Origin of the sequence: Hyalangium minutum, assembly GCF_000737315.1 — a bacterium.
GTDB lineage: Bacteria > Myxococcota > Myxococcia > Myxococcales > Myxococcaceae > Hyalangium > Hyalangium minutum.
The window spans coordinates 167,184-187,094 of record NZ_JMCB01000011.1; the positions used below are offsets into that span (position 1 = coordinate 167,184).

The 19,911-nt window shown below is 68.4% G+C and carries 15 protein-coding genes; 9 read left to right on the forward strand and 6 right to left on the reverse strand.

Features of this window, described 5'->3' with window-relative positions:
* Positions 1-52: 52 nt before the first annotated feature.
* A complete protein-coding gene (locus DB31_RS27160) occupies positions 53-724 on the forward strand; it encodes a toxin-antitoxin system YwqK family antitoxin (RefSeq protein ID WP_063769267.1) in 672 nt (223 codons plus the stop codon).
* A 42-nt stretch (positions 725-766) separates the two neighbouring features.
* Here the strand turns inward: DB31_RS27160 and dnaN are convergent, their stop codons facing one another.
* Positions 767-1,873: a DNA polymerase III subunit beta gene (gene dnaN / locus DB31_RS27165; protein WP_044192820.1), complete on the reverse strand. Its 1,107-nt coding sequence runs from the start codon at positions 1,871-1,873 to the stop codon at positions 767-769.
* Between the two features lie 342 nt (positions 1,874-2,215).
* Here dnaN and msrB point away from each other — a divergent pair, with 342 nt between their 5' ends.
* Positions 2,216-2,632 carry a peptide-methionine (R)-S-oxide reductase MsrB gene (gene msrB, locus DB31_RS27170; RefSeq protein ID WP_240486908.1) on the forward strand — a complete coding sequence of 139 codons (417 nt, stop codon included), beginning with the start codon at positions 2,216-2,218 and terminating at the stop codon, positions 2,630-2,632.
* 68 nt (positions 2,633-2,700) lie between these two features.
* Complete coding sequence (locus tag DB31_RS27175) at positions 2,701-3,126, forward strand: hypothetical protein (RefSeq protein WP_044192822.1); 426 nt, start codon at positions 2,701-2,703, stop codon at positions 3,124-3,126.
* A gap of 171 nt (positions 3,127-3,297) precedes the next feature.
* On the opposite strand, the gene DB31_RS27180 is transcribed toward DB31_RS27175, so the two are convergent.
* A complete protein-coding gene (locus tag DB31_RS27180; RefSeq protein WP_169787102.1) occupies positions 3,298-7,602 on the reverse strand; it encodes a beta strand repeat-containing protein in 4,305 nt (1,434 codons plus the stop codon).
* A 281-nt stretch (positions 7,603-7,883) separates the two neighbouring features.
* Here DB31_RS27180 and DB31_RS27190 point away from each other — a divergent pair, with 281 nt between their 5' ends.
* The 4 genes from DB31_RS27190 (at position 7,884) to infC (ending at position 13,804) form a co-directional block, all read left to right on the forward strand.
* Positions 7,884-10,289: a ribonuclease H-like domain-containing protein gene (locus tag DB31_RS27190; protein WP_044192824.1), complete on the forward strand. Its 2,406-nt coding sequence runs from the start codon at positions 7,884-7,886 to the stop codon at positions 10,287-10,289.
* A gap of 147 nt (positions 10,290-10,436) precedes the next feature.
* Positions 10,437-11,132: a hypothetical protein gene (locus tag DB31_RS27195; protein ID WP_044192825.1), complete on the forward strand. Its 696-nt coding sequence runs from the start codon at positions 10,437-10,439 to the stop codon at positions 11,130-11,132.
* A 222-nt stretch (positions 11,133-11,354) separates the two neighbouring features.
* Positions 11,355-12,812: an RluA family pseudouridine synthase gene (locus DB31_RS27200; RefSeq protein ID WP_240486920.1), complete on the forward strand. Its 1,458-nt coding sequence runs from the start codon at positions 11,355-11,357 to the stop codon at positions 12,810-12,812.
* A 263-nt stretch (positions 12,813-13,075) separates the two neighbouring features.
* Positions 13,076-13,804: a translation initiation factor IF-3 gene (infC, locus tag DB31_RS27205; RefSeq protein WP_075306230.1), complete on the forward strand. Its 729-nt coding sequence runs from the start codon at positions 13,076-13,078 to the stop codon at positions 13,802-13,804.
* A gap of 57 nt (positions 13,805-13,861) precedes the next feature.
* Here the strand turns inward: infC and DB31_RS27210 are convergent, their stop codons facing one another.
* Positions 13,862-14,308, reverse strand: a complete 447-nt coding sequence (locus tag DB31_RS27210; protein ID WP_044192830.1) for a sortase family protein — start codon at positions 14,306-14,308, stop codon at positions 13,862-13,864.
* A 335-nt stretch (positions 14,309-14,643) separates the two neighbouring features.
* Here DB31_RS27210 and DB31_RS27215 point away from each other — a divergent pair, with 335 nt between their 5' ends.
* Both DB31_RS27215 and DB31_RS27220 read left to right on the forward strand, forming a co-directional pair.
* Complete coding sequence (locus tag DB31_RS27215; protein WP_044192832.1) at positions 14,644-15,528, forward strand: HAD family hydrolase; 885 nt, start codon at positions 14,644-14,646, stop codon at positions 15,526-15,528.
* Positions 15,525-16,193: a spermidine synthase gene (locus DB31_RS27220; RefSeq protein ID WP_044192834.1), complete on the forward strand. Its 669-nt coding sequence runs from the start codon at positions 15,525-15,527 to the stop codon at positions 16,191-16,193. The genes DB31_RS27215 and DB31_RS27220 overlap by 4 nt, the downstream gene beginning before the upstream one ends.
* 6 nt (positions 16,194-16,199) lie before the next feature.
* On the opposite strand, the gene DB31_RS51320 is transcribed toward DB31_RS27220, so the two are convergent.
* The 3 genes from DB31_RS51320 to DB31_RS27235 are packed head-to-tail and all read right to left on the reverse strand — an operon-like array spanning position 16,200 to position 19,767.
* A complete protein-coding gene (locus tag DB31_RS51320) occupies positions 16,200-18,488 on the reverse strand; it encodes a caspase family protein (protein WP_044192837.1) in 2,289 nt (762 codons plus the stop codon).
* The gene (locus DB31_RS27230; RefSeq protein ID WP_044192840.1) at positions 18,485-19,291 is read right to left on the reverse strand and encodes a hypothetical protein; all 807 of its coding nucleotides are present in this window, start codon (positions 19,289-19,291) and stop codon (positions 18,485-18,487) included. The genes DB31_RS51320 and DB31_RS27230 overlap by 4 nt, the downstream gene beginning before the upstream one ends.
* Positions 19,288-19,767: an RNA polymerase sigma factor gene (locus tag DB31_RS27235; RefSeq protein WP_044192841.1), complete on the reverse strand. Its 480-nt coding sequence runs from the start codon at positions 19,765-19,767 to the stop codon at positions 19,288-19,290. Before DB31_RS27235 ends, DB31_RS27230 begins: the two co-directional genes overlap by 4 nt.
* Positions 19,768-19,911 lie beyond the last annotated feature (144 nt).

A 19,911-nucleotide genomic window follows, 5' to 3' on the forward strand; every position in this document is an offset into this window, starting at 1 on the left:
GGCAGGAACCTCTGGATCCAGCGATGTTGACTGTCTTGAAACGAGGCCCCCCATGAAGCACCTGCCGCCTGCCGTCGCCGCCTTCACCCTCGCCCTCCTGGCCGCGCCGCCCGCGCTCGCCATGGACCAGCGGCAGGCGGATGCCCTCTGCGCCACGTGGAAGCTGGACTGTCCCTCGGGAGCTGCCGCCACCTCCACGGGCCCGGGCAAGGGCACCGGCGCGCTGGAGTGCAAGGTGAAGGGGCGCCCGGTCAAGGAAGGCCCGGCGGTGACGTGCAAGGCCGGTCAGGCGCTGGCCTGGGGAGACTGGAAGGCGGGCAAGAAGCACGGCTTGCACGTGACGATGCGGCCCAACGGCTCGTGGACGGAGGAGCGCTTCGAGGATGGCAAGCTGGAGGGGCGCTCGGTGGAGTACAGCGCCGCGGGCCAGTTGCTGAAGGACACGTCCTTCCAGGCGGGCAAGAAGCACGGCATGGAGCGGAGCTATTCGGCGGACGGAAAGCTGACCTCCGAGGAGGTCTGGGCCAAGGGCGTGAAGGGCAAGGCCCCGCCTCTTCCCTCCAAGGCTGACACGAAGGCCGCTCCGGGAGGCGCCCCAGCGGTGCCCGAGCTCGAGGAAGCCGACGAGGTGCCTGCCGTCCCCGAGCCCAAGCCCGCCGAGCAGAAAGCACAAGCCCCCGCGGACAGCGAGGGCGGCTCCCAAGCGAACACGCCGCAGCCGTAGCGCCCGCTCCAGTTCGAGCGAGCGCGGCCACGCGGTCCGGGCTCAGACGCGCATGGGCATGACGACGGCGGTGAAGCTGCGGTCGCCAGGGGCGTGAATGACGCCGGGGCTGTGCTCATCACCGAGCTCGAAGGAGATCTCCTCCGTCTCCAGCACGGAGAGCACGTCGGTGAGGTAGCGGGCGTTGAAGCCGATGGTGATGTCGCCGCCGCGGTAGGCCACCTCGAGCACGTCCTTGGCCTCGCCCAGGTCCGGGTTGTTGGCGGTGATGAGGAGCTTGTTCTGCTCCAGGCCGATGCGCACGGCGTAGCTCTTGTCCGCCGAGAGCAGCGCGATGCGCTTGAGGCTCTCGAGGAAGCGCACCTTGGACACCATCACCACCTTCTCGCCTTCCTTGGGGATGACGCGCTGGTACTCGGGGAACTGGCCGTCAATGAGGCGCATCACCATGGTGAGGCCCGGCTTCTTGAACAGCGCCGAGTTCTCCGCGAAGCCCAGCTGGCACTCGGCATCCGGGGCCTCGTCCAGCAGGCGCTTGAGCTCCATCAAGCCCTTGCGAGGGATGATGACGCCGCCCTTGAGCTTGAAGTCGCCGGTGAGCTCACGCTCGATGAGCGAGAGCCGGTGGCCGTCGGTGGCGACCATGCGCACCTTGCCGCTGGCCTGGGGCTCGAAGAACACACCGTTGAGGATGTAGCGCGTCTCGTCCGAGGAGATGGCGAACTGGGTCTTCTTGATCATCTCCAGCAGGGTGTTGCCAGAGATCTGCACCAGCGGGGCGTTCTCTTCCTTGGGAAGCTTGGGGTACTCCTCGGCGGCCATGCCGACGATCTTGAAGTGCGCCGAGCCGCTGGAGATGTCCACGTAGTTGTTGGCGAGCTTCTTGAGCGTCACCTGCGCGTCCGGGAGGTTCTGGACGATGTCGAAGACATACTTGGCGCTGAGGGTGACGGCGCCGGGCTTGGCGACCTCGGCGGGGTGCTCGGAGACGACGCCAATGTCCAGGTCGAACGCGGTGACGGTGACGCCGCCCTTGGTGGCGTTGACCAGGACGTTCGCGAGGATGGGCATCGTCGTCTTGCGCTCCACGATGCCCTGGGCGCGGTAGAGGGCCTTCTTCAGCTCGTCGGTGGCGATGCGGAATTCCATCGGTGGGCTTCCTCGGTCCTCATCAAACGGCTTCGACCTTGAGGGGGTGTAGCCTGGGGGAAGGGGTGCGTCAACGAACCGGCCGCGGGGTTTGTGAACTGTCCTCCGAGCCTGGCCGAGCAGTACCCGGGTACGGACTCACCTGACCAGGGGTTCAGGTGGGATACGACTGGCCGCGAGTGGTATCCAGGGGGAGCTATACGGCGTCCCACCTCCCACGTCACCTGATTTCTGCACGCCCTGGCAGGTAGGAGGCAGCGCGGCTCACCCCGCCGCCTGCCGAGCGCGCTGAAACCCGAACCGGGGGCCCTGCATATAAGGAGCAACAGAGGAGACCCCACCATGGAGATGCCGTCCAGCGCACCCACACCCGTCACCCAGACAGACGAGGAGTGGAAGAAGCAGCTCAACCCGGAGCAGTACCGCATCCTCCGCAAGAAGGGGACCGAGCGGGCCTTCACGGGCGCGTACTGGGACCACCACGAGGCTGGGGTGTACCGGTGCGCGGGGTGCGGCAACGCGCTATTCGCCTCGGAGACGAAGTTCGACTCGGGCACGGGCTGGCCGAGCTTCTGGGCTCCCGTGGCCTCGGGCATGGTGGCCGAGCACGATGACTCCTCCTTCTTCATGCGGCGCACGGAGGTGGTGTGCAGCCGCTGCCAGGGACACCTGGGGCACGTGTTCCCGGATGGCCCGAGGCCCACGGGGCAGCGCTACTGCATCAACTCGGCGGCGCTGACGTTCGACAAGAAGCGGTAGCGGGCCTTCCTCGGACTGGCCTGCGGGGCGCAGAGGACCGAGACTGAGGGCCCTTTTCGAGGGCCCCTATGAACTTCCGTCCCCTGACGCTGTGCGCACTGCTCCTCGGCCTGACGGCCGGGTGCTCCAAGCCGATTACCCAGGACCCCATGCCCGATAACTCGAAGCCCACCCAGCCCGAGACGCCCACCACTGGCGCGGGCCAGGGCCAGCAGGCGGTGTACACGATTCGCAACAGCGGCATCCGCTGCTTCGCCCCGCCCTGCCCCACGCATCTGGCGCAGCCCGCGAGCGACCCGACGGGGGACGCGATTCAGATTCACGAGATCGACTTCCAGGACATCAACCCGTCGGAGCAGCAGCGAGAGGCGCTGATGCGCAAGGCGGACGAGAGCCCCGAGGGCCTCAAGGTGGAGGCCGTGCTGGAGAAGAAGCTGAAGGCGGGCCCCTCTGGGGACGCCACGGTGCTGCGCGTGAAGAAGGTTCTTCAGTAACGCGCGGAGCCCGAGTGGCACAGAAGCCCGGGGGCCTCATGGCCTCCGGGCTTTTTCATGCGTGAACGCAGCTTCAGGCCACACTGTCGGTGGCCCAGCGTGGCTGCGGAAGCCCAGCCACATCCCACCGCTGCAGGAGGGGCATCCCATGATGCCCCTCCTGGATGGGAACTACGGGTTGGGCACAACCCCGAACGAGCCGGGGCCCACAGCCCAATCACTGGCCGTGTTGGTGTCGCTCGCGGAGACCCTGCGCACGGTCGTCGCGGTGGTGTTGGTCACGCCATCCCAGAGGACCGAAACCTGGGCCGCTGTCGGCGTCGACGTCGTCGAGCACAGCGCGCCACCGCAGTCGGCGGGCAGCCACAGCCCCTCAGCCTGGATCGCCTGGAGTTGGGCCGGGAAGCCCCCGGGCTGAGACCCCGAGGTGCTCGCGAATGGGACGGCATCCTGCGTGACACCCTGCGCGTTCTTCACCCGGATGATCCGGCTCGAGAAGGTGATAGGCGTCGTGGTGCCGTGGAAGTCCCAGGCATCGTCGTAGTTGGCGCTGTACGTGGCCTTCGGGTACTGGTTCTTGGCCGTCGTCTCCGAGCCAGGGCCATCCGCCGAGCCCCCCGGAGTGGAGTGGACGACGATGATGTCCCCCGTGGCCACGTGCACCGCAGGGAACGTGGCCAGCACGGTGGTGCTGTCCTGTACCAGGGTGAAGCCGGACACGGTGCCTCCCTGCAACACGACCAGCTCGACGAGATCCTTCGCAAGGGCGATGTTGGGAGCCACCTCGGTGATGCGCAGCACCGCAGGGGCCAGATAGCCCGTGAAGGTGGCCGTGTTCGCCGTCGAACTCACCCCCGTCCCCAGGGTGTCCGTGACACTCGCGCTCACCGTCACCGTGTAGGACTGCCCCCCCGTCTGAGCGACCGTGTTCAACAGCACCTCGCGGTCTTGGACCGTGGCACCCGTCGCCGACAAGCCATTGTTGAAGGTGAACTGGCTTCCATTGGCCTGCACGCTGGCCGGAGCAATGCGCCGATCGAACTGCACCACCACCGTCGTGGCATTCTGGACCACCGCGGACACCACCTTGGGCGCTGGGCAGCCCAGGATGGAGATGTCCCCGAGCACCCAGGCCGACGGTTGGGCATTCGCGTTGAATCGCCAGAGCGGTGCGTTGACCGTGACGCTGCAGTCTTTCACCAGCTCGAACTGATCCTGCAACTGCTGCTGCAGCGTGGTGGGCAGGCGGAACTGAAGCGCGGAGCCACTCGGATAACCAACCGTGAGCATGTTCGAGGACACATGCCCCGTGCCTGAGGCCACGAAGTTGGTGCTCAGCGTGCCACTGATGGAGATGAGCTCGCTGTCATAGCTGGCCAGGTTGGTGGGCACGTCCACCGTGGTCACGTCCGCACGGAGGGACTCCACCGGCTCACCACTGCTTGCCCGGGTGAAGCCAGAGATCGCCGTCGCGCGCGGCATGCCGGAGGTCGTGCCCTTGGTGGTCACCGTCAGCGAGACCCGGTCACCCACGGAGGGAACAGGTGTGAGCGAGGCGGGATCCACCGCAACGAAGATGGCGGGTCCGGTCTGCTCGGCCTGGAGGAAGAAGCCCGCAGGGTCCGACGTGGCCGAGCCAACCAGCGGCTTGATGTACGTGACCAGTGCCTGAGTGATAGTCAGGTTCAACCCCGAGCCATTGGTTGCGGTGCGCACCGCCGCGATCTGCGCCGAGGTGTTCGCCGACGTGCTGCCGATGGAGTACTGCTGGGTCTTCACGGTCTCGGCGTTGCCAGCCGCGTCCACCGCGTAGAACTTCAGCGTGGTGGTGACGGAGATGGCGATCGGCGCGGTGTACCGCGGAGAGCCCGTGTTCGGCGTGCTGCCGTCTACCGTGTAGTAGATGGATGCGCACCCGGAGCCCGAACCGTCGTTGCAGGTCAGCGTCACACTCTGCGCCGTGGTGTACGTGCCACCCGCAGGGCTGGCCGTGGTGGTGGGCGGCGTCGTGTCGAGGTTGATGACGTACGTCTCCGTCCGCACCGCGCTGCTGTTGCCCGCGTTGTCGATGCCGATGAACTTCAGCGCCGTGTTCGCATTGATGGCGATGGGGGTGCTGTAGGCCGGAGACGAGGCCGTCGGCGTGCTGCCATCCGTGGTGTACCGGATCGAGGCACAGCCCGTGCCCGTCCCATCGTTGCAGCTCAGAGTCACCGTCTGCGCGCTGGTGTACGTGCCACCCGCCGGACTGGCCGTCACCGTGGGAGCCACGGTGTCGATGACGTACGTCTCCGTGCTCACGGTGCTGGTGTTGCCCGCGTTGTCGATGCCGATGAACTTCAGCGTCGTGTTGGCCGAGATCGAGACAGGCGTGCTGTAGGCCGGAGAAGAAGCCGTCGGCGTGCTGCCGTCCGTCGTGTAACGGATCGAGGCACACCCGCTTCCCGAACCGTCATTGCAGCTCAGGGTCACGCTCTGCGCCGTGGTGTACGTGCCACCCGCGGGATTGGCCGTGACGGTAGGAGGCGTGGTGTCGAGATTGATGACGTATGTCTCGGTGCCCACCGCGCTGGTGTTGCCCGCGTTATCGATACCGATGAACTTCAGCGTCGTGTTCGCGCTGATAGAAATCGGCGTGGAGTAGGCCGGAGAAGAAGCGGTCGGTGTGCTGCCATCCGTGGTGTACCGAGTCGAGGCACAGCCAGTGCCCGTCCCATCGCTGCAGCTCAGCGTCACGCTCTGCGCCGTGGTGTACGTGCCACCGGCCGGATTGGCTGCCACGGTCGGAGCTACCGTATCAATGACGTACGTCTCGGTGCGCACCGTGCTGGTGTTGCCTGCGTTATCGATGCCAATGAACTTGAGCGTCGTGTTCGCGCTCACGGAGATGGGCGCGGTGTACGTCGCAGACGCCGCCGTCGGCGTGCTGCCATCCGTGGTGTAGTGGACCGAGGCGCACCCTGTCCCCGAGCCATCATTGCAGCTGAGCGTCACGCTCTGCGCCGTGGTGTACGTGCCACCCGCCGGGCTCGCCGTCACGGTGGGCGGCGTGGTGTCGATGTTGATGACGTACGTCTCGGTGCGGACGCTGCTGATGTTGCCCGCGTTGTCGATGCCGATGAACTTCAGCGTCGTGTTCGCGGCAATCGAGATCGGCGCGGAGTAGGCCGGAGACGAAGCCGTCGGCGTGCTGCCATCCGTGGTGTACCGAATCGAAGCGCAGCCCGTACCCGAGCCGTCGGCACAGCTCAGGGTCACGCTCTGGGCAGAGGTGTAGCTCCCGCCCGCAGGGTTGGCCGCCACTGTCGGGGCCGCCGTGTCGATGACATACGTCTCGGTGCCCACCGCACTGGTATTGCCCGCGTTATCAATGCCGATGAACTTCAGCGTCGTGTTCGCATTGATGGCAATCGGCGCGGAGTAGGCCGGGGAAGAAGCGGTCGGCGTGCTGCCATCCGTCGTGTAGCGAATCGAAGCGCAGCCCGTACCCGAGCCGTCGTTGCAGGTCAGCGTCACGCTCTGCGCCGTGGTGTACGTGCCACCGGCCGGACTGGCCGCCACCGTCGGAGCCGCCGTATCAATGACGTACGTCTCCGTGCTCACCGCGCTGGTGTTGCCCGCGTTGTCGATACCGATGAACTTCAGCGTCGTGTTCGCGGCAATCGAGATCGGCGCGGAGTAGGCCGGAGACGAAGCCGTCGGCGCGCTGTCATCCGTGGTGTAGTGGATCGAAGCGCAGCCACTGCCCGAGCCGTCAGCGCACGTGAGCGTCACCGTCTGCGCGGTGTTGTACGTGCCACCCGCCGGGCTGGCCGTCACCGTGGGCGCCGCCGTGTCCAGGTTGATGACGTACGTCTCGGTGCTCACCGCGCTGGTGTTGCCCGCGTTGTCGATACCGATGAACTTCAGCGTCGTGTTCGCACCGATGGCGATCGGCGCGCTGTACGCGGTGGAAGACGCCGTCGGGGCAGTGCCATCCGTGGTGTAGCGAATCGAGGCGCAGCCGCTGCCCGTGCCATCGTCACAGCTCAGGGTCACGCTCTGCGCGGCGGTGTACGTCCCACCCGTCGGGCTCGCCGTCACCGTCGGCGCCGTGGTGTCGGCGTTGCCGATGTTGAAGGTATAGGTCTCCGTCTTCACCGACTCCTTGTTCCCCGCTCCGTCCACGGAGAAGAACTTGAGGGTGGTGTTGGACGACAGGGCGATGGGCGCGCTGTAGCTCGGGGAGCTGTCCGTCGGAGTCGAGCCATCGGTGGTGTAGTGCGTGGCCGAACAGCCGCTGCTGCCCGAGTCCGTACACGTCAACGTCACCGAGATCGCCTCGGTAAATGTCCCGCCGGCCGGCTGGACCCGCGTCGTCGGCGCCGCGGTGTCCTCCTGGGGAGGCGGCTTGTCCCCACCTCCGCAGGCACTGATCACTTGCAGGAGGAACAACGCCGCGACCGCTTTGAGAGACCCACCAGGTTTCCACATCATGCACAACTCCCAACACAGAAGAGGCGCGCAGAGTCTCACTCGCGCGAAAGCGTCGGCAAGCGACCACGAGGACATTCCTCCCCCACTCGTGATGCTTCGCGGGGATGTCTCGAATCCAGCGTCTCCCCCGCTTTGCGAAGCGATGCGACATGGGCCTCCGCAGCCCCAGAATCAGAAGCCTGGGAGTTTCCTGGCGGTCCGTGCTTCCGCTGGTTTCGACGATATGGGACCGTCGCTCCTGCTCCTTCCCCTCGCATTCGCGTGCCACTGGAACTGCCCCGATGACTCGCACTTTGGAGGACGAATGGCTGTGGGGCTGGGACCCTACGCCCGGCATCGTCTCCGTCTGGGCCGAGCCCGATGGCCGAGCCTTCGTCTGGCGGCGTGTCCCCAAGGCAGGCGAGCTCATCCGCGAGGAGCCGCGCTTCCGTCCGTGGCTGCTCCTCGCCTCGCTGGAAGACCTCTCGCATCTGGGCGAGCGCCTCCGCCCCGAGCAGGAAGCCCCCGGTCCACAAGCAGTGACCTGGCAGGAGCTGGAGGGCCCTGGTGCGCTTCGCTACCTGGTGCGAGCGGATGACGGACGCGCGCTGACCGCAGCCGTGCTGCACGGGGCCTCGCGGCGCCTCGGGCGCTCCATCGGGCACGTGCGCGAGCTGGGCGCCGACACGGTGCTCTCGCTGCCTCCCGAGGAGCAGTACCTCATCGCCTCGGGGCGCACGTACTTCCGGGAGCTGGACTTCGACGAGCTGCACCGCACGCAATTCGATCTCGAGACCACGGGCCTGGACCCCACACGGGATCGGATCTTCCTCGTGGCGCTGAGAGACCCTCAAGGCCGGGCGGAGACACTCGAAGCTCACGGCGACGATGACGCCGCCGAGGCCGACCTCCTCCACCGTCTGGTGGAGCGCGTGCGTGCCTTCGACCCAGACGTCATCGAGAACCACAACCTGCACGGCTTCGATCTGCCGTTCCTCGCCCGCCGCGCGCAGGCGCTCAACGTACCGCTCGCGCTGGGGCGCACCGGCTCACCCGGTCTGCGGCAGCGTCCCGCCTCCCGAGGCGCCTCGCTGGAGCGGACTGCCCAGGCGCGCCACCGCGACGCCATGCGCCACGTGCGCTACACCGTGCCCGGGCGCGAGCTGATCGACACCATGGACGCCGTCCTGCGGCACGACTTCGCGGCTCGAGACCTACCCGGCCACGGGCTCAAGGCCGTCGCGCGGCACCTGGGCATCGCGGGGCCGGATCGCGAGCACATCCCGGGCGCCCGCGTGCATGAGTTCTTCCGCAAAGACCCCGAGCGCGTGCGCCGCTACGCCCGCGACGACGTGACGGAGGCTGCCGGCCTCGCGCGCATGATGGGAGGCGCGGCCTTCGCGCTCGCCCGCATGGCCCCGCGCCGCTACGAGCGCCTCGCGGACGCCGGTCCAGCCACCGGTGTCATCGACCCGCTGCTGGTGCGAGCCTATCTCCACTCGGGAGCCGCGCTGCCCGCCCACGAAGGCGGCGACGGCACGCCCCACAGCGGCGCGGGGCTCCACCTGTTCGCCACGGGCGTGGCGCGCCACATCGTGAAGGCCGACGTCGCGAGCCTGTACCCCTCGCTGATGCGCCAGTACCAGATTGGCCCGAAGCGGGACCGGCTCGGCGTGCTGCTCGCCCTGGTGGATCGGCTCGTGGAGCAGCGGCTGGCGGCCAAAGCCCAGGCCAAGGCCTCGCCCCCCGGCTCACCCGAGCGCCACAGCCACGAGGCGCTCTCCGCGGCGATGAAGATCGTCGTCAACTCGGCCTACGGCTACTTGGGCGCGGGGGGCCTCACGCGCTTCTCGGACGTGCACGCCGCCAACGAGGTGACGCGGCGCGGGCGCGAAGTGCTGGGGCTCCTGTGCGACGAGCTGGCCCAGCGCGGCGTCACGCTGCTGGAGGCCGACACGGATGGCGTCTACTTCTCCGTGCCGGACGGCTGGACCGAGACCGATGAGCGCCGCGTGGTCTCCGAGGTCGCCGCGCTGCTGCCTCCCAAGGTGCGCCTCGAGTTCGACGGGCGCTATGCCGCGATGCTCTCGCACGAGCCGAAGAACTACGTCCTGCAGTCTTATAAGGAGGGCCCGCTCATCCTCCGCGGTGTGGCCTTCCGCTCCAGCCGGGCAGAGCCGTTCGGCGAGAACTTCCTGCGCCGCGCGCTGAGCTGCCTCCTCGCGGGGGATCTCCCGGGCGTGCGCGAGGCCTATGTCTCCACCGTCACGGCGCTGCGCCGCAGGGCCCTCACCACCTTCGAGGTGACAGCCCAGGTCAAGCTGACGAAGAGCCCAGAGCAGTACCTCGCCCTCCGCGAGCGCAGGCGCGAGCTCCCCTACGAGGCCATGCTCGCGAGCGGCCGCACCCGGTGGACTCCCGGTGACTCTGTTCGCGTCTACCGAGCGGTGGGAGGCCAGGCCGGGCTGCTCCCGTCCTCCGAGGACCCTGAGCCGAACGACCCCCGGGACTATGATGTGGACTATTATGTCCGCCTGTTGCGCGACACGTTCGCGGCCCGGCTGGTGCGTGCGCTGACCCCCGAGGACTTCTCCGCGGTGTTCGCCGATCCCCAGCAGCTCACCCTCTTCGCACCCTCGCTGGCACACTCCCGGCCCGTGCTCACGGTGCTGATGGATCCGCGCAACCAGCCCCTCCGCGGCGAGTGAGCTCCCGAGCGCAGTGACAATTTTCGCGCGCGAAGTGACGCAAATTGCCCCTTGCCCTCCCTCTCGGTGCTCTTAAAACCGACATCCACGGGGGCTGGCCCACGCCATGCACCTCTTGGGCGGCGAACTGCGACGAAAGGTCTTCTGATGTCCCGCAGCCTCTTGCTCCTCCTCGTGGTGCTCGCGGCCACTCCCGCCGCCGCGGCCCCCGCTGAAGACGACGGGTATGAGACCGAGGAGAAGCCTCGAGACGAGCTCGAAGGCACCAGCCGCTTCTCGCTCATGACCGGCTGGAGGTATGCGCCCAACGGCCGCTTCTTCGATATGTACTACCTGGACCCGGACAACCGGGGCTTGAAGCGCTCCCGAGGCGCCATGGGGGGGCCCCTGCTGACGGGAAGCTTCGCGTACTCGCCGATCAACTGGTTCGAAGTGGGACTCGATCTCTTCGCCACCTATGAGCGCATGGCGCTCACCGGCAAGCCGGGGCTCAACGCCGTCACCTACGGAGCGCTCTTCGGCCTGCGCTTCCAGCACAAGTTCGACATCGGGTCCCACGGACTCGTCCCTTCGGCGGGATTTCTGATTGGGCCGATGCTCGTGGCCTCGTACTTCGATGGCGGCAAAGCGTTGGAGAACTTCACGCAGTCCATCGGCGTCACCGCGGGAGCCACCTGGTACCTCTCTGAAGCCTGGGGTCTGCGCTTCGAGTACCGGCTGCTCACCGGCCGGGGCGATGTGGAGGATGTCGGCTCCTACGAAGGCGCCGGAAGCTGGTTCTCCGTGGGCTTCAACTACCAGTTTCCCCCGAAGCCCGACCGGCCCATGGGCCGGATGTACTGAGCGGCTCCCGTGAGCGCGGCCTCCCTCCCCGACAGCGTCACGTACCTCGATCCGCAGCCGGCCCGCTCCGAGCTGCCAGCGCGACTCGCGAGCCCGTTCTCTCCTGACCCGCCCCACCCTCTGGCCCACCGCGCCGCCGAGGAGCTGCAGCGGCGCTTGCGCCATGGCGCTCTCCCGGGCGGGGTGGCGCTCTCCGGCCTCGACGAGCCGGGCCGCGGCAAGATGTTCGGGGTCCTGGTCGTCGAGGCGCCGGATGGCCGCATTGGCTACCTGCGCGCGTTCTCGGGGATGCTCGGAGACCGCTGGCATGTCGAAGGGTTCGCTCCGCCGCTCTTTGATCCGGCCGTGCGTGACGCCTTCTGGCCCGCGGGCGAGGCCGAGCTGCGCGCGCTCGACATCCGCCATACCGAGCTGCTCGAGGGCCCCGAGCCCACTGCCCTTCGCGCAAGCCTCGCCGAGCTGACCACGCGCCACTCTGCCGCGGCCGCCGAGCTGAAGGCCCGCCACGAAGCCCAGCGCCGGCTCCGGCACGAAGCACGGCAGCGCCTGGCGGACAGCGCCGCCGGAGAAGCAGAGCGGCGCGCGGCCCTCCACGCGCTCGGGCAGGAGAGCCGCGCGGATGACCTGGAGCGCCGACGGCTGGACACGGCCCACCACCAGGAGCGCGAGCACGTGGTCTCCGCGCTGCGAGCCCTCGACGCCCGCCGCGCCGAGCTCGAGCACCTGCGCGCCGAGCGCTCCCGGCAGCTCTGGCAGCAGATGGCGCAGGCCTATGTGATTCCGAACGCGCGCGGAGCGCAGACGCCAGTGGGCGCGCTGTTCGCTCCCGAGCCGCCTCCGGGCGGAGCGGGTGACTGCGCCGCGCCCAAGCTCCTCGCCTTCGCCTACCGCCACCACTTGAAGCCGCTCGCGCTCGCCGAGTTCTGGTGGGGTGCTCCGCCCCTCACGGGAGACCGTCGCGCGGGCAAGTTCTACCCGGCATGTCAGAGCAAGTGCGGACAGGTCCTCCCCTTCATGCTCGAAGGGTTGAACGTGGAGCCCGCGCCGCGCCTCGGCCCGGAGCCCATCGCGGAGGATGAGCCGAAGCCCGTCTATGAGGATGCGTGGGTGCTCGTCGTGAACAAGCCCTGTGGCCTCCTCTCGGTGCCCGGCCGGCACGATTCGCAGCGCGACTCGGTGCTCGTCCGGCTCCGGCGGCGCTACCCGGAAGCCTCCGGGCCGCTCATCGTGCACCCGCTCGATCTCGAAGTGTCCGGGCTGCTGCTCGCCGCGAAGGACCCAGAGACCCACGCGGCGCTCCAGCGCCAGTTTGCCCGGCGAGAGGCCGACAAGCGCTACACCGCGTGGCTTGAAGGCGCTGTCACCGGCGACCAAGGCCTCATCGAGTTGCACCTCCGGGCCGGCAGCGTGGATCCGGTCCACGGCAAGCATGCCGTCACCGAGTGGCATGTGACGCAGCGCACCGGCACGAGGACCCGCGTGGCCCTCTTCCCACGCACCGGCCGCCCGCACCAGCTCCGCATCCACGCCGCACACCCCCTGGGCCTGGGTGCCCCCATCGTCGGAGACCCCCTGTATGGCCAGGACGGGCCGCGCCTCCTGCTTCACGCCGAGGCCCTGGCCTTCCTCCACCCGCGAACGGGCGAGCGTATCGCCTTGGATTGCCCCGCCCTCTTCTAAACAGTGGGTCGCCCTGCGAGTACGCGGGCAGGGCGTTATGACTGGCCTTGCCGTCCCCGGTCTGGGAGAGTGTAGGGCGGGCTCCCCCTCCAACCGAGCGAGCGAGCACTTGGAGACCCTTCCCTACGCGGAAGGCTCCTGTCAGGCTCGGAACGCGAGGAGGGCGGGCTGCCGCACATCCCAGTTGGGCCCCCTGTCGTCCCGAGCGGGCCTGTCCCATCTTCACGGGGCGGGCCTCATGTCCCTTTCCAAGGAGGCGTCACATCATTCGCGATCAGAGAAGCAGCCGCGGCGGCAGCCGCGACCAGAGAACCAACCGCCGTATCCGCGCCCGAGAGCTCCGGGTGGTGGGGTCTGACGGCTCGCAGCTTGGCGTCATGCCGCTCGAGGCGGCGCTGGAGCGGGCCCGGAGCGAGGGGCTCGACCTGGTCGAGATCAGCCCCATGGCCAGTCCACCGGTCTGTAAGATCATGGACTACGGCAAGTTCAAGTACGAAGAGAAGAAGAAGGCCGCCGAGTCCCGTCGCGCACAGGTCACCGTGCAGCTCAAGGAAGTGAAGCTCCGTCCGAAGACGGAGGAGCACGACTACGAGTTCAAGGTGCGCAACATGCGCCGCTTCATCGAGGACGGGAACAAGGCGAAGGTCGTCATCCAGTTCCGCGGCCGCGAAATCACCTACAAGAACCAGGGCAGCGCCATCCTGGATGACGTCGTCCAGGACCTGAAGGACATCGCGGTGGTGGAGCAGCCGCCGCGCATGGAGGGGCGCCTGATGTTCATGGTGCTCGCGCCCACGCCCAAGGTGGCACAGAAGGCCCGCGAGGCTGCCAAGCAGGCCGCCAACAAGAAGGGCCACGGCGAGAAGCCCGCGGCCGCCAGTGGGGGCGAAGGCGCTCCGAAGGCCGCCGCCGAGCGTCCGAGCGAGAAGCCCCCCGAGGACGCTGCGCGGGAAGAGCCGGCTCCGGCTCCGGCTCCGGCTCCGGCTTCGTAAGCGAAGCGGCCCACACGCGGTGGAAGTGCCCGCCGCGTGTGGTGCCCTCGCGGTAGCTCAGTAGTTGATGTCCATGCACACCTTGAGGACCGTGCCCTCGGGGAGGGCCGGCGTGGTGCGCAGGTGCAGCGACAGCGTGGTGCGGGCCCACAGGTTCGTCTTCAGCGTGAACCGCACGCGCTGGCCCGGCTGCAGCTCGGTGAACTCGGCGCCGCCGCCGTCGCTGGAGTGGATGTGGCCGGCGATGAGCGTGCCCGGCACGGGGGCCTCGATCCACGCGCTGCAGTCCAGGGTGAAGCCGGAGCAGTAGCGCTTCACCGAGAGGTTGGCGAGACCACCAGGCCCCAGCTTCACCTCGAAGGCCATGCTCGTGCGGGCGTTGGCGTGGAGCCCCGGGACGCCCAGCAGCTGGCAGCGCTTGTCCGACATGCGGGCCATGGCCTGCGCGTAGAGCTCATCCGAAATCCCAGCCATTGCATCGGTGAAGGACAGTGTTGTCTCCATGGCGCACCTCTTCTCACCCTCTCATCGTGCGGGGTGGTCGAGCGGTGAGGATTGCAACGGCAAGGCCAACATGGATTCAGCGGGAAACACTGGGCTTTGCCTCTCCGCAGGCCCTGGAGGTCTGAAAAAGTTTCAGGGCCTACTCAGGGTACGGACTGCAAAGTTCGGCGGTTCACGGTGTGGAGCCCTTGTGGGCGAGCGGGAGCGGCGAGAGGACAGGTACCGCTCAGCGTCCACTTTGGAGTCCCCTGCGTCACCCCGTGACGCATGCCTAACGCATTGCGTGTGCGCTCGAGAGGCGTAGATAGTCAGCGTCCCTTCTCGGAGCACCTCGAATGATTCGCTTGGTCGTCACAGACATGGACGGCACGCTGTACTCGTGGATCGACTACATCGTCCCCGCCGTGGAAGCGCTCGTCAGTTCCGTTGAGCGTTCCACGGGATGGCCACGTATCAAGATCGTGCAGACGCTCAAGAAGGTCTACGCCAAGTACGAATCCAACGAATATCCCTTCGTGCTCCAGGAGTCGGAGATCTTTGAGGCGTTCCCCGAGTTCGGCTCCTTCGACAAGCTGATCATCGAACCGGCCCGGATCGCCTTCAAGGACGCGCGTCAAAAGTACCTCCAGCCCTTCCCCGGCGTCATGGAGACACTTCAGACGCTGAAGCAGCGCGGCCTCCCCGTTGTGGCTCTGACGGACGCACCGCGAAACCCCGTGGAACTCAGGGCCAAGATGCTCGGCTTTGATCAGTATTTGGATGCCATCTATTGCCTGCCGGGATTCCTCTTCCCCCAGACGGAGGATGGCGGGAAAAAGATCGCCAAGCGCATCGAGCAAAACGATCAGCAGGGCAAATATCGAGCGGCCTGCAGGGTCGTCGAGCTGCCACGAGAGTATGAGAAACCCAATCCTCTCGGGTTGCGGCGCATCTGCGAGGAAATGGGTGTGCCGCCGAGCGAAACTCTCGTCGTGGGAGATGCGCTCAAGAAGGATGTGGCCGTCGCAAGAGAGGTCGGCGCGCTGGATTGTTGGGCCGAGTACGGCACCTACGTCTCCTTGGAGTACCGGGAGCGGCTGGAGATCATCTCGGCTCCCGCCATCACCAAGCGCCATGCGGCGAGCATCCTGGACGGAGATATCTCCAAGCGCGCCCCATATACCCACCGTCTCTCCAACTTTTCGCAACTCCTAGAGATCATCGATAACACCGCATCATGAAGCCCTGGGAAATCCTCGCCCAAGCGCCTGCCCCTGACGGCGGCGAGTTCGTGCTGCACCACCGCGATGGCGAGTTCGTGATCCGCGTGCGCGGACAGGAGCTCATGTCCTCCCGCGTCCACGGCTCCGAAGAGGAGATGGCCCGGCTGGCCTCCGCGGCTCTCGGTGGCGTTCCGAATCCCCGTGTCCTCATCGGAGGCCTGGGGCTGGGCTACACGCTGCGCGCCACTCTGGATGCCTTGGGCCCAAGCGCTGAGGTCGTCGTCGCCGAGCTGGCCGCGGCCATCGTCGAATGGAACCGAGGGCCTCTGGCGCCCCTCGCGGGCCGCCCGCTGGAGGACCCTCGCGCCCGTGTGGAAGTTGCGGACGTCCGGCGCGTCATGCGCAGCGGTGCACCCTGGAACGCCATTCTGCTCGATGTGGACAATGGGCCCGCCGCGCTCACGCGCGCTTCCAATGCGAGCCTCTACGACGAGCCGGGGCTCACCACCGCCCACTCCGCCCTCGCTCCCAAGGGCGTGCTCGTGGTCTGGAGCGCGGGCCCCGATGAGCGCTTCACCTCCCGGCTCGCGCAGGTGGGCTTCAGCGCCGAGACCCACCAGGTGCGCGCCGGCAAAGGCCGGGGCACGCGCCACACGCTCTTCGTCGCACGCCGCCGCAAGTAGTCCGGCTCAGAGCCGCACGCCGAGCTGCACTCCCGGCCAGTACTGCATCGAGTTCTCCTCGTCGAACTGGTGCGTGCGCACCGGCAGCGTCGTCACCTTGCGCGCGTCCTCCGGGTTGAATGCGAAGTAGGCGTTGTACGTGGGCCCGCCGAACACCGCGAAGTGCTTCGCCACCTGGAAGCCGAACATCGCCCGCGTCTGCGCCAGCAGGTTCTCCCCGCGGAACGGCCGCTTCACCGCGTGCACCGTGCTCCCCGCCAAGTCCAGGTCCAGCCAGAGCCGGGGCATCAGCGGAATGTGCACCCCGAACCCCAACCCCAGGCTGTACCGGTCCAGCCGGTCATCCGGGCCGATGCCCGCCAGCAGCGCCGTGTACACGTACCGCCCGCCGAACTTCACCGCCAGGTTCGTCAGCTGCACGTCGCTCGAGTACACCTCCAGGTGCCGCTGCCCCTTCTCCTCGAAGGTCAGCAGCCCCAGCGGCACGCCCCGCACCTCCTCGGCCACGTTGAGCAGCCCCACCTGCGCCCCCGTCACCACCTTGCCCACGTTGATCAACCCCACCTGCGCCCCTGTCACGTCCCCGCTCACGTTCAGCACCGCCATCTGAACGCCCGCAACGCTCTCCGCCCGGTTGAAGCCCGCTGTCGCCTGAAAGCCCGTCATCGCCCCGCCCACCCAGTTCACCCCCGCCGAGCCCTGGAAGCCACTGAACGCCGCCCGCGCCACGTTCACCCCTGCCGTCGCCTGCATGCCCCGCACCGCGCCCCCCGCCACGTTCAGCCCCCCGGACATCTGCGCCCCGGACACCGCGCCCCCCGCCACGTTCAGCCCCGCCGCGAACTGCCCCACCCGCACGCTCCCTCCCGCCACGTTCACGCCCGCAGTCATCTGCACGCCGTTCAGGTCCTCGCCCGCCACGTTCAGCGCCGTGGCCAGCTGCCCGCCTCGCACCGGCCCGCCCGCCGTGTTCACCGCCACCGCCATCGCGACGCCGCGAACCTCCTCCTCATACATGTTGGACACCAGCCCCAGCGCCAGTCCGCCCACCAGCGCCGTGCCGTCGTTCATCACGCCCACCGCCGCACGGTTCTCCACCGGCCCTCCCCCCGCAGCCGCCGCGTTCACGCTCACCCCCGGCAGCAAGCCCAGATTGAAGGGCACCACCTTCCGAGTCCCCGCGCTCGCCCCCACCTCCGCCGCGCTCACACCCGCCCTCGCCTCCAGCACCGGCTCCGCCCCCCCGCGCGACACCGTCGCCTCGCGCAGCACCGAGGTGAAGCTCCCCGGCGCCAGCGGCGTGCGCTTGCCGTCGGCCAGCACGAAGGCCGCCTCGGACACGCCGCCGTCCAGCTCGCGCCGCACCGTGTAGTTGCCCGGCGCCAGCCCCAGCTCCGTCGGGCGCCCCGGCAGCTTCATCAGCTCCACCACCAGCACCCCCGCCTCGTCCCGGACGAAGAAGCGGCCCTCCAGCGTCTCCGTCAGCACCAGCCCCGCCGTCGTCGCCCGGAGATCCGTCATCACCAGATCCCCCGTGCCTGCCAGCTCGATGTCATAGGCCGGGTGCTGCGCACCGCGCTGCGTGCGCTCGGTGCGCGCCAGCGTCTCGTGGAAGGCGAACTGGTAGGCCTCGTTCAGCGTCACCCGCCCGTCCCGCGTCACGTCCGCCGCACCCCGCAGCCCCGACACCAGGTGGTGCGTGAAGAACGAGCCGCCCAGCCGGTCCGACTCCTGCGAGGCCTCGTCCTCGCTCGACGAGGTGAGGATGGCCTGCCCCTTCACCTGGCTGCCCGTATCCACCAGGAACGCCGGCCGCGAGGTGCCGCCCTTGCGCCGCGCGAACGCCCCCGACGCACACGAGTCCAGCACCGCAATGCGCACGTCCGCCGGCAGCCCGCTCAGCGCCCGGCGCAGCTCGCCGTAGTCCACGCGCTCGCCCTGGAGCAGCAGGCCCTCGTCGTCCGAGTGACCCGAGTAATAGAGGAGCACCTCCACCCGGTTCGCCCCCGAGGCCCGCGCCGACTCCGTCAGCGCCTTCATCTTCGAGAAGCCCTCCAGCAGCCCCGCGCGGCCCGTGTCCAGCAGCAGCACCCGGTCCGACGGCGCCACCCCGCCCAGCTCGCCCAGCACCTTGGCGAAGGCCTGCGCGTCCGTGGTGGCATAGCGGAGCTTGTCGCGCCCCGGCCCGCCGTCATTCACCCCCACCAGCAGCGCCAGCCGGCGCACCGGGACGGGAGCCTCCGCGGAAGCCAGCCCCGCCACCAACAGCGTCATCAGCACGAACAGTCGAGTCATGGCGAGACCTTCTCCAGCGTGAAGGACACCTGCGTGAAGCCCTCCGGCAGTGCCAGCGGCGCGGTGCGCACGTCCGCCGAGCCCGCCAGCGCACGGGCCGCGGCCAGCACTGGATCCAATGCGAAGGGGATGTCCGAAGTAATGAAAAGGAAGCGCTCGAAAGCAGGCGCATCGTCCAGCTCGTAGGCCCGGGGCAGCGCGTGGGTCCCCGAGGCCGCGAGCGCCACGGACTGCGCGCCCGTCTCCGGCACGTGCACCGTCACCGTGCCGCGCCCGTCCACCGAGAGGATGATCCCGTACGCGTGGCCCGCGGCGATATAGGAGAGCTGCACCACATCACCCGCGGCGGCGGCGGCTCCATCGGTGAGGCGCTCCGGCTCGGCGGCGCCTTGGCGGTGGACGAGAAGCTGCGGCAGCAGGCCCTTGGCGCGCGTCACTTCGAGCCCGTCCACCCTGTCTCCCACGGGAGGCTCTACCGGGCGGACCACCACGAAGAGCGCCACGACGGCCAGCGCAGGCACCAGCGCGAGCGCCGGAGCCCAGCGGCGCAAAGGGCGCGTCTGCTCCCGGGCCACCTCCAGCCGGCGAGCGGCGGCCGAGCGCAGCTCCACCTCGCGAGCCACGGTGGCGGGCGGCAGCTTCTCCAGGGTGGCGCGGCTGTCGGCCTCGAGCGCGGCGAGGCGGGCCTCGCCATCAGGCTCCTGGGCCAGCCGGGCGCGAGCGGCGGCCAGCTCCTCCGGAGGCAGCTCGCCCAGGGCGATGCGCTCCAGCAACCAGTCCGGGGTACGGCTTGGCGAAGTCATGCGGCCTCCAGCTCTTGCAGCGCGGAAGAGAGCGCCCGCAGGCGCTTGCGCACCCCGGACACGGACAGGCCCACCTCGCGGGCTGTCTCCTCCAGCGTCATTCCATCCACCAGGTGCAGCACGGCGATGTCCCGGCTCGACGCGGGCACCCGGCCAAAGAGCCGATCCAACAGCCCCCGAGCGGCAGTGCGGGCCTCGGTGTCCTCGGCGGCGGCGATGCGCAGCACCAGCTCGTCGTCCTTGTCCTCGGGACGGCGGCGGGCGCCGCGCAGCCGGTTGAGGCACACCCGCGTGGCAATCTGGTGCAGCAGGCTGGAGGGCGCTGAGTTCTTCAGTCCGCCCTGGTAGCGCAACAGCTGCACGAACACGTCGTGCATGGCATCCACGGCCTTCTCCTCGTCTCGGAGGAGGAAGCGGCAGCGCCGGAGCACCTGAGGCCCATAACGGCGATAGTAGGCCTCCACGTCGATTGCCACCGGACTTGCGCCTCCTCTTTCAGCCGCCTGGAACACCGGTGCCGGGAGGAACTGTCACCGGCCTCCGCACTTTTTTCCGCGAGCGCTCCCTATCAGCTTCCGGCCAGGGCTTCCCGCCCCCCTTCCTCAATGTTCTCGCGGGCT

Coding starts and splice junctions, on each gene's coding strand:
- msrB (WP_240486908.1), top strand. CDS start 2,216: ATGGAGATGCCGTCCAGCGCACCCACACCCGTCACCCAGACAGACGAG.
- DB31_RS27175 (WP_044192822.1), top strand. CDS start 2,701: ATGAACTTCCGTCCCCTGACGCTGTGCGCACTGCTCCTCGGCCTGACG.
- DB31_RS27220 (WP_044192834.1), top strand. CDS start 15,525: ATGAAGCCCTGGGAAATCCTCGCCCAAGCGCCTGCCCCTGACGGCGGC.
- DB31_RS51320 (WP_044192837.1), bottom strand. CDS start 18,488: ATGACTCGACTGTTCGTGCTGATGACGCTGTTGGTGGCGGGGCTGGCT.
- DB31_RS27190 (WP_044192824.1), top strand. CDS start 7,884: ATGACTCGCACTTTGGAGGACGAATGGCTGTGGGGCTGGGACCCTACG.
- DB31_RS27195 (WP_044192825.1), top strand. CDS start 10,437: ATGTCCCGCAGCCTCTTGCTCCTCCTCGTGGTGCTCGCGGCCACTCCC.
- DB31_RS27200 (WP_240486920.1), top strand. CDS start 11,355: ATGTTCGGGGTCCTGGTCGTCGAGGCGCCGGATGGCCGCATTGGCTAC.
- DB31_RS27215 (WP_044192832.1), top strand. CDS start 14,644: ATGATTCGCTTGGTCGTCACAGACATGGACGGCACGCTGTACTCGTGG.
- DB31_RS27210 (WP_044192830.1), bottom strand. CDS start 14,308: ATGGAGACAACACTGTCCTTCACCGATGCAATGGCTGGGATTTCGGAT.
- DB31_RS27160 (WP_063769267.1), top strand. CDS start 53: ATGAAGCACCTGCCGCCTGCCGTCGCCGCCTTCACCCTCGCCCTCCTG.
- DB31_RS27230 (WP_044192840.1), bottom strand. CDS start 19,291: ATGACTTCGCCAAGCCGTACCCCGGACTGGTTGCTGGAGCGCATCGCC.
- dnaN (WP_044192820.1), bottom strand. CDS start 1,873: ATGGAATTCCGCATCGCCACCGACGAGCTGAAGAAGGCCCTCTACCGC.
- DB31_RS27180 (WP_169787102.1), bottom strand. CDS start 7,602: ATGATGTGGAAACCTGGTGGGTCTCTCAAAGCGGTCGCGGCGTTGTTC.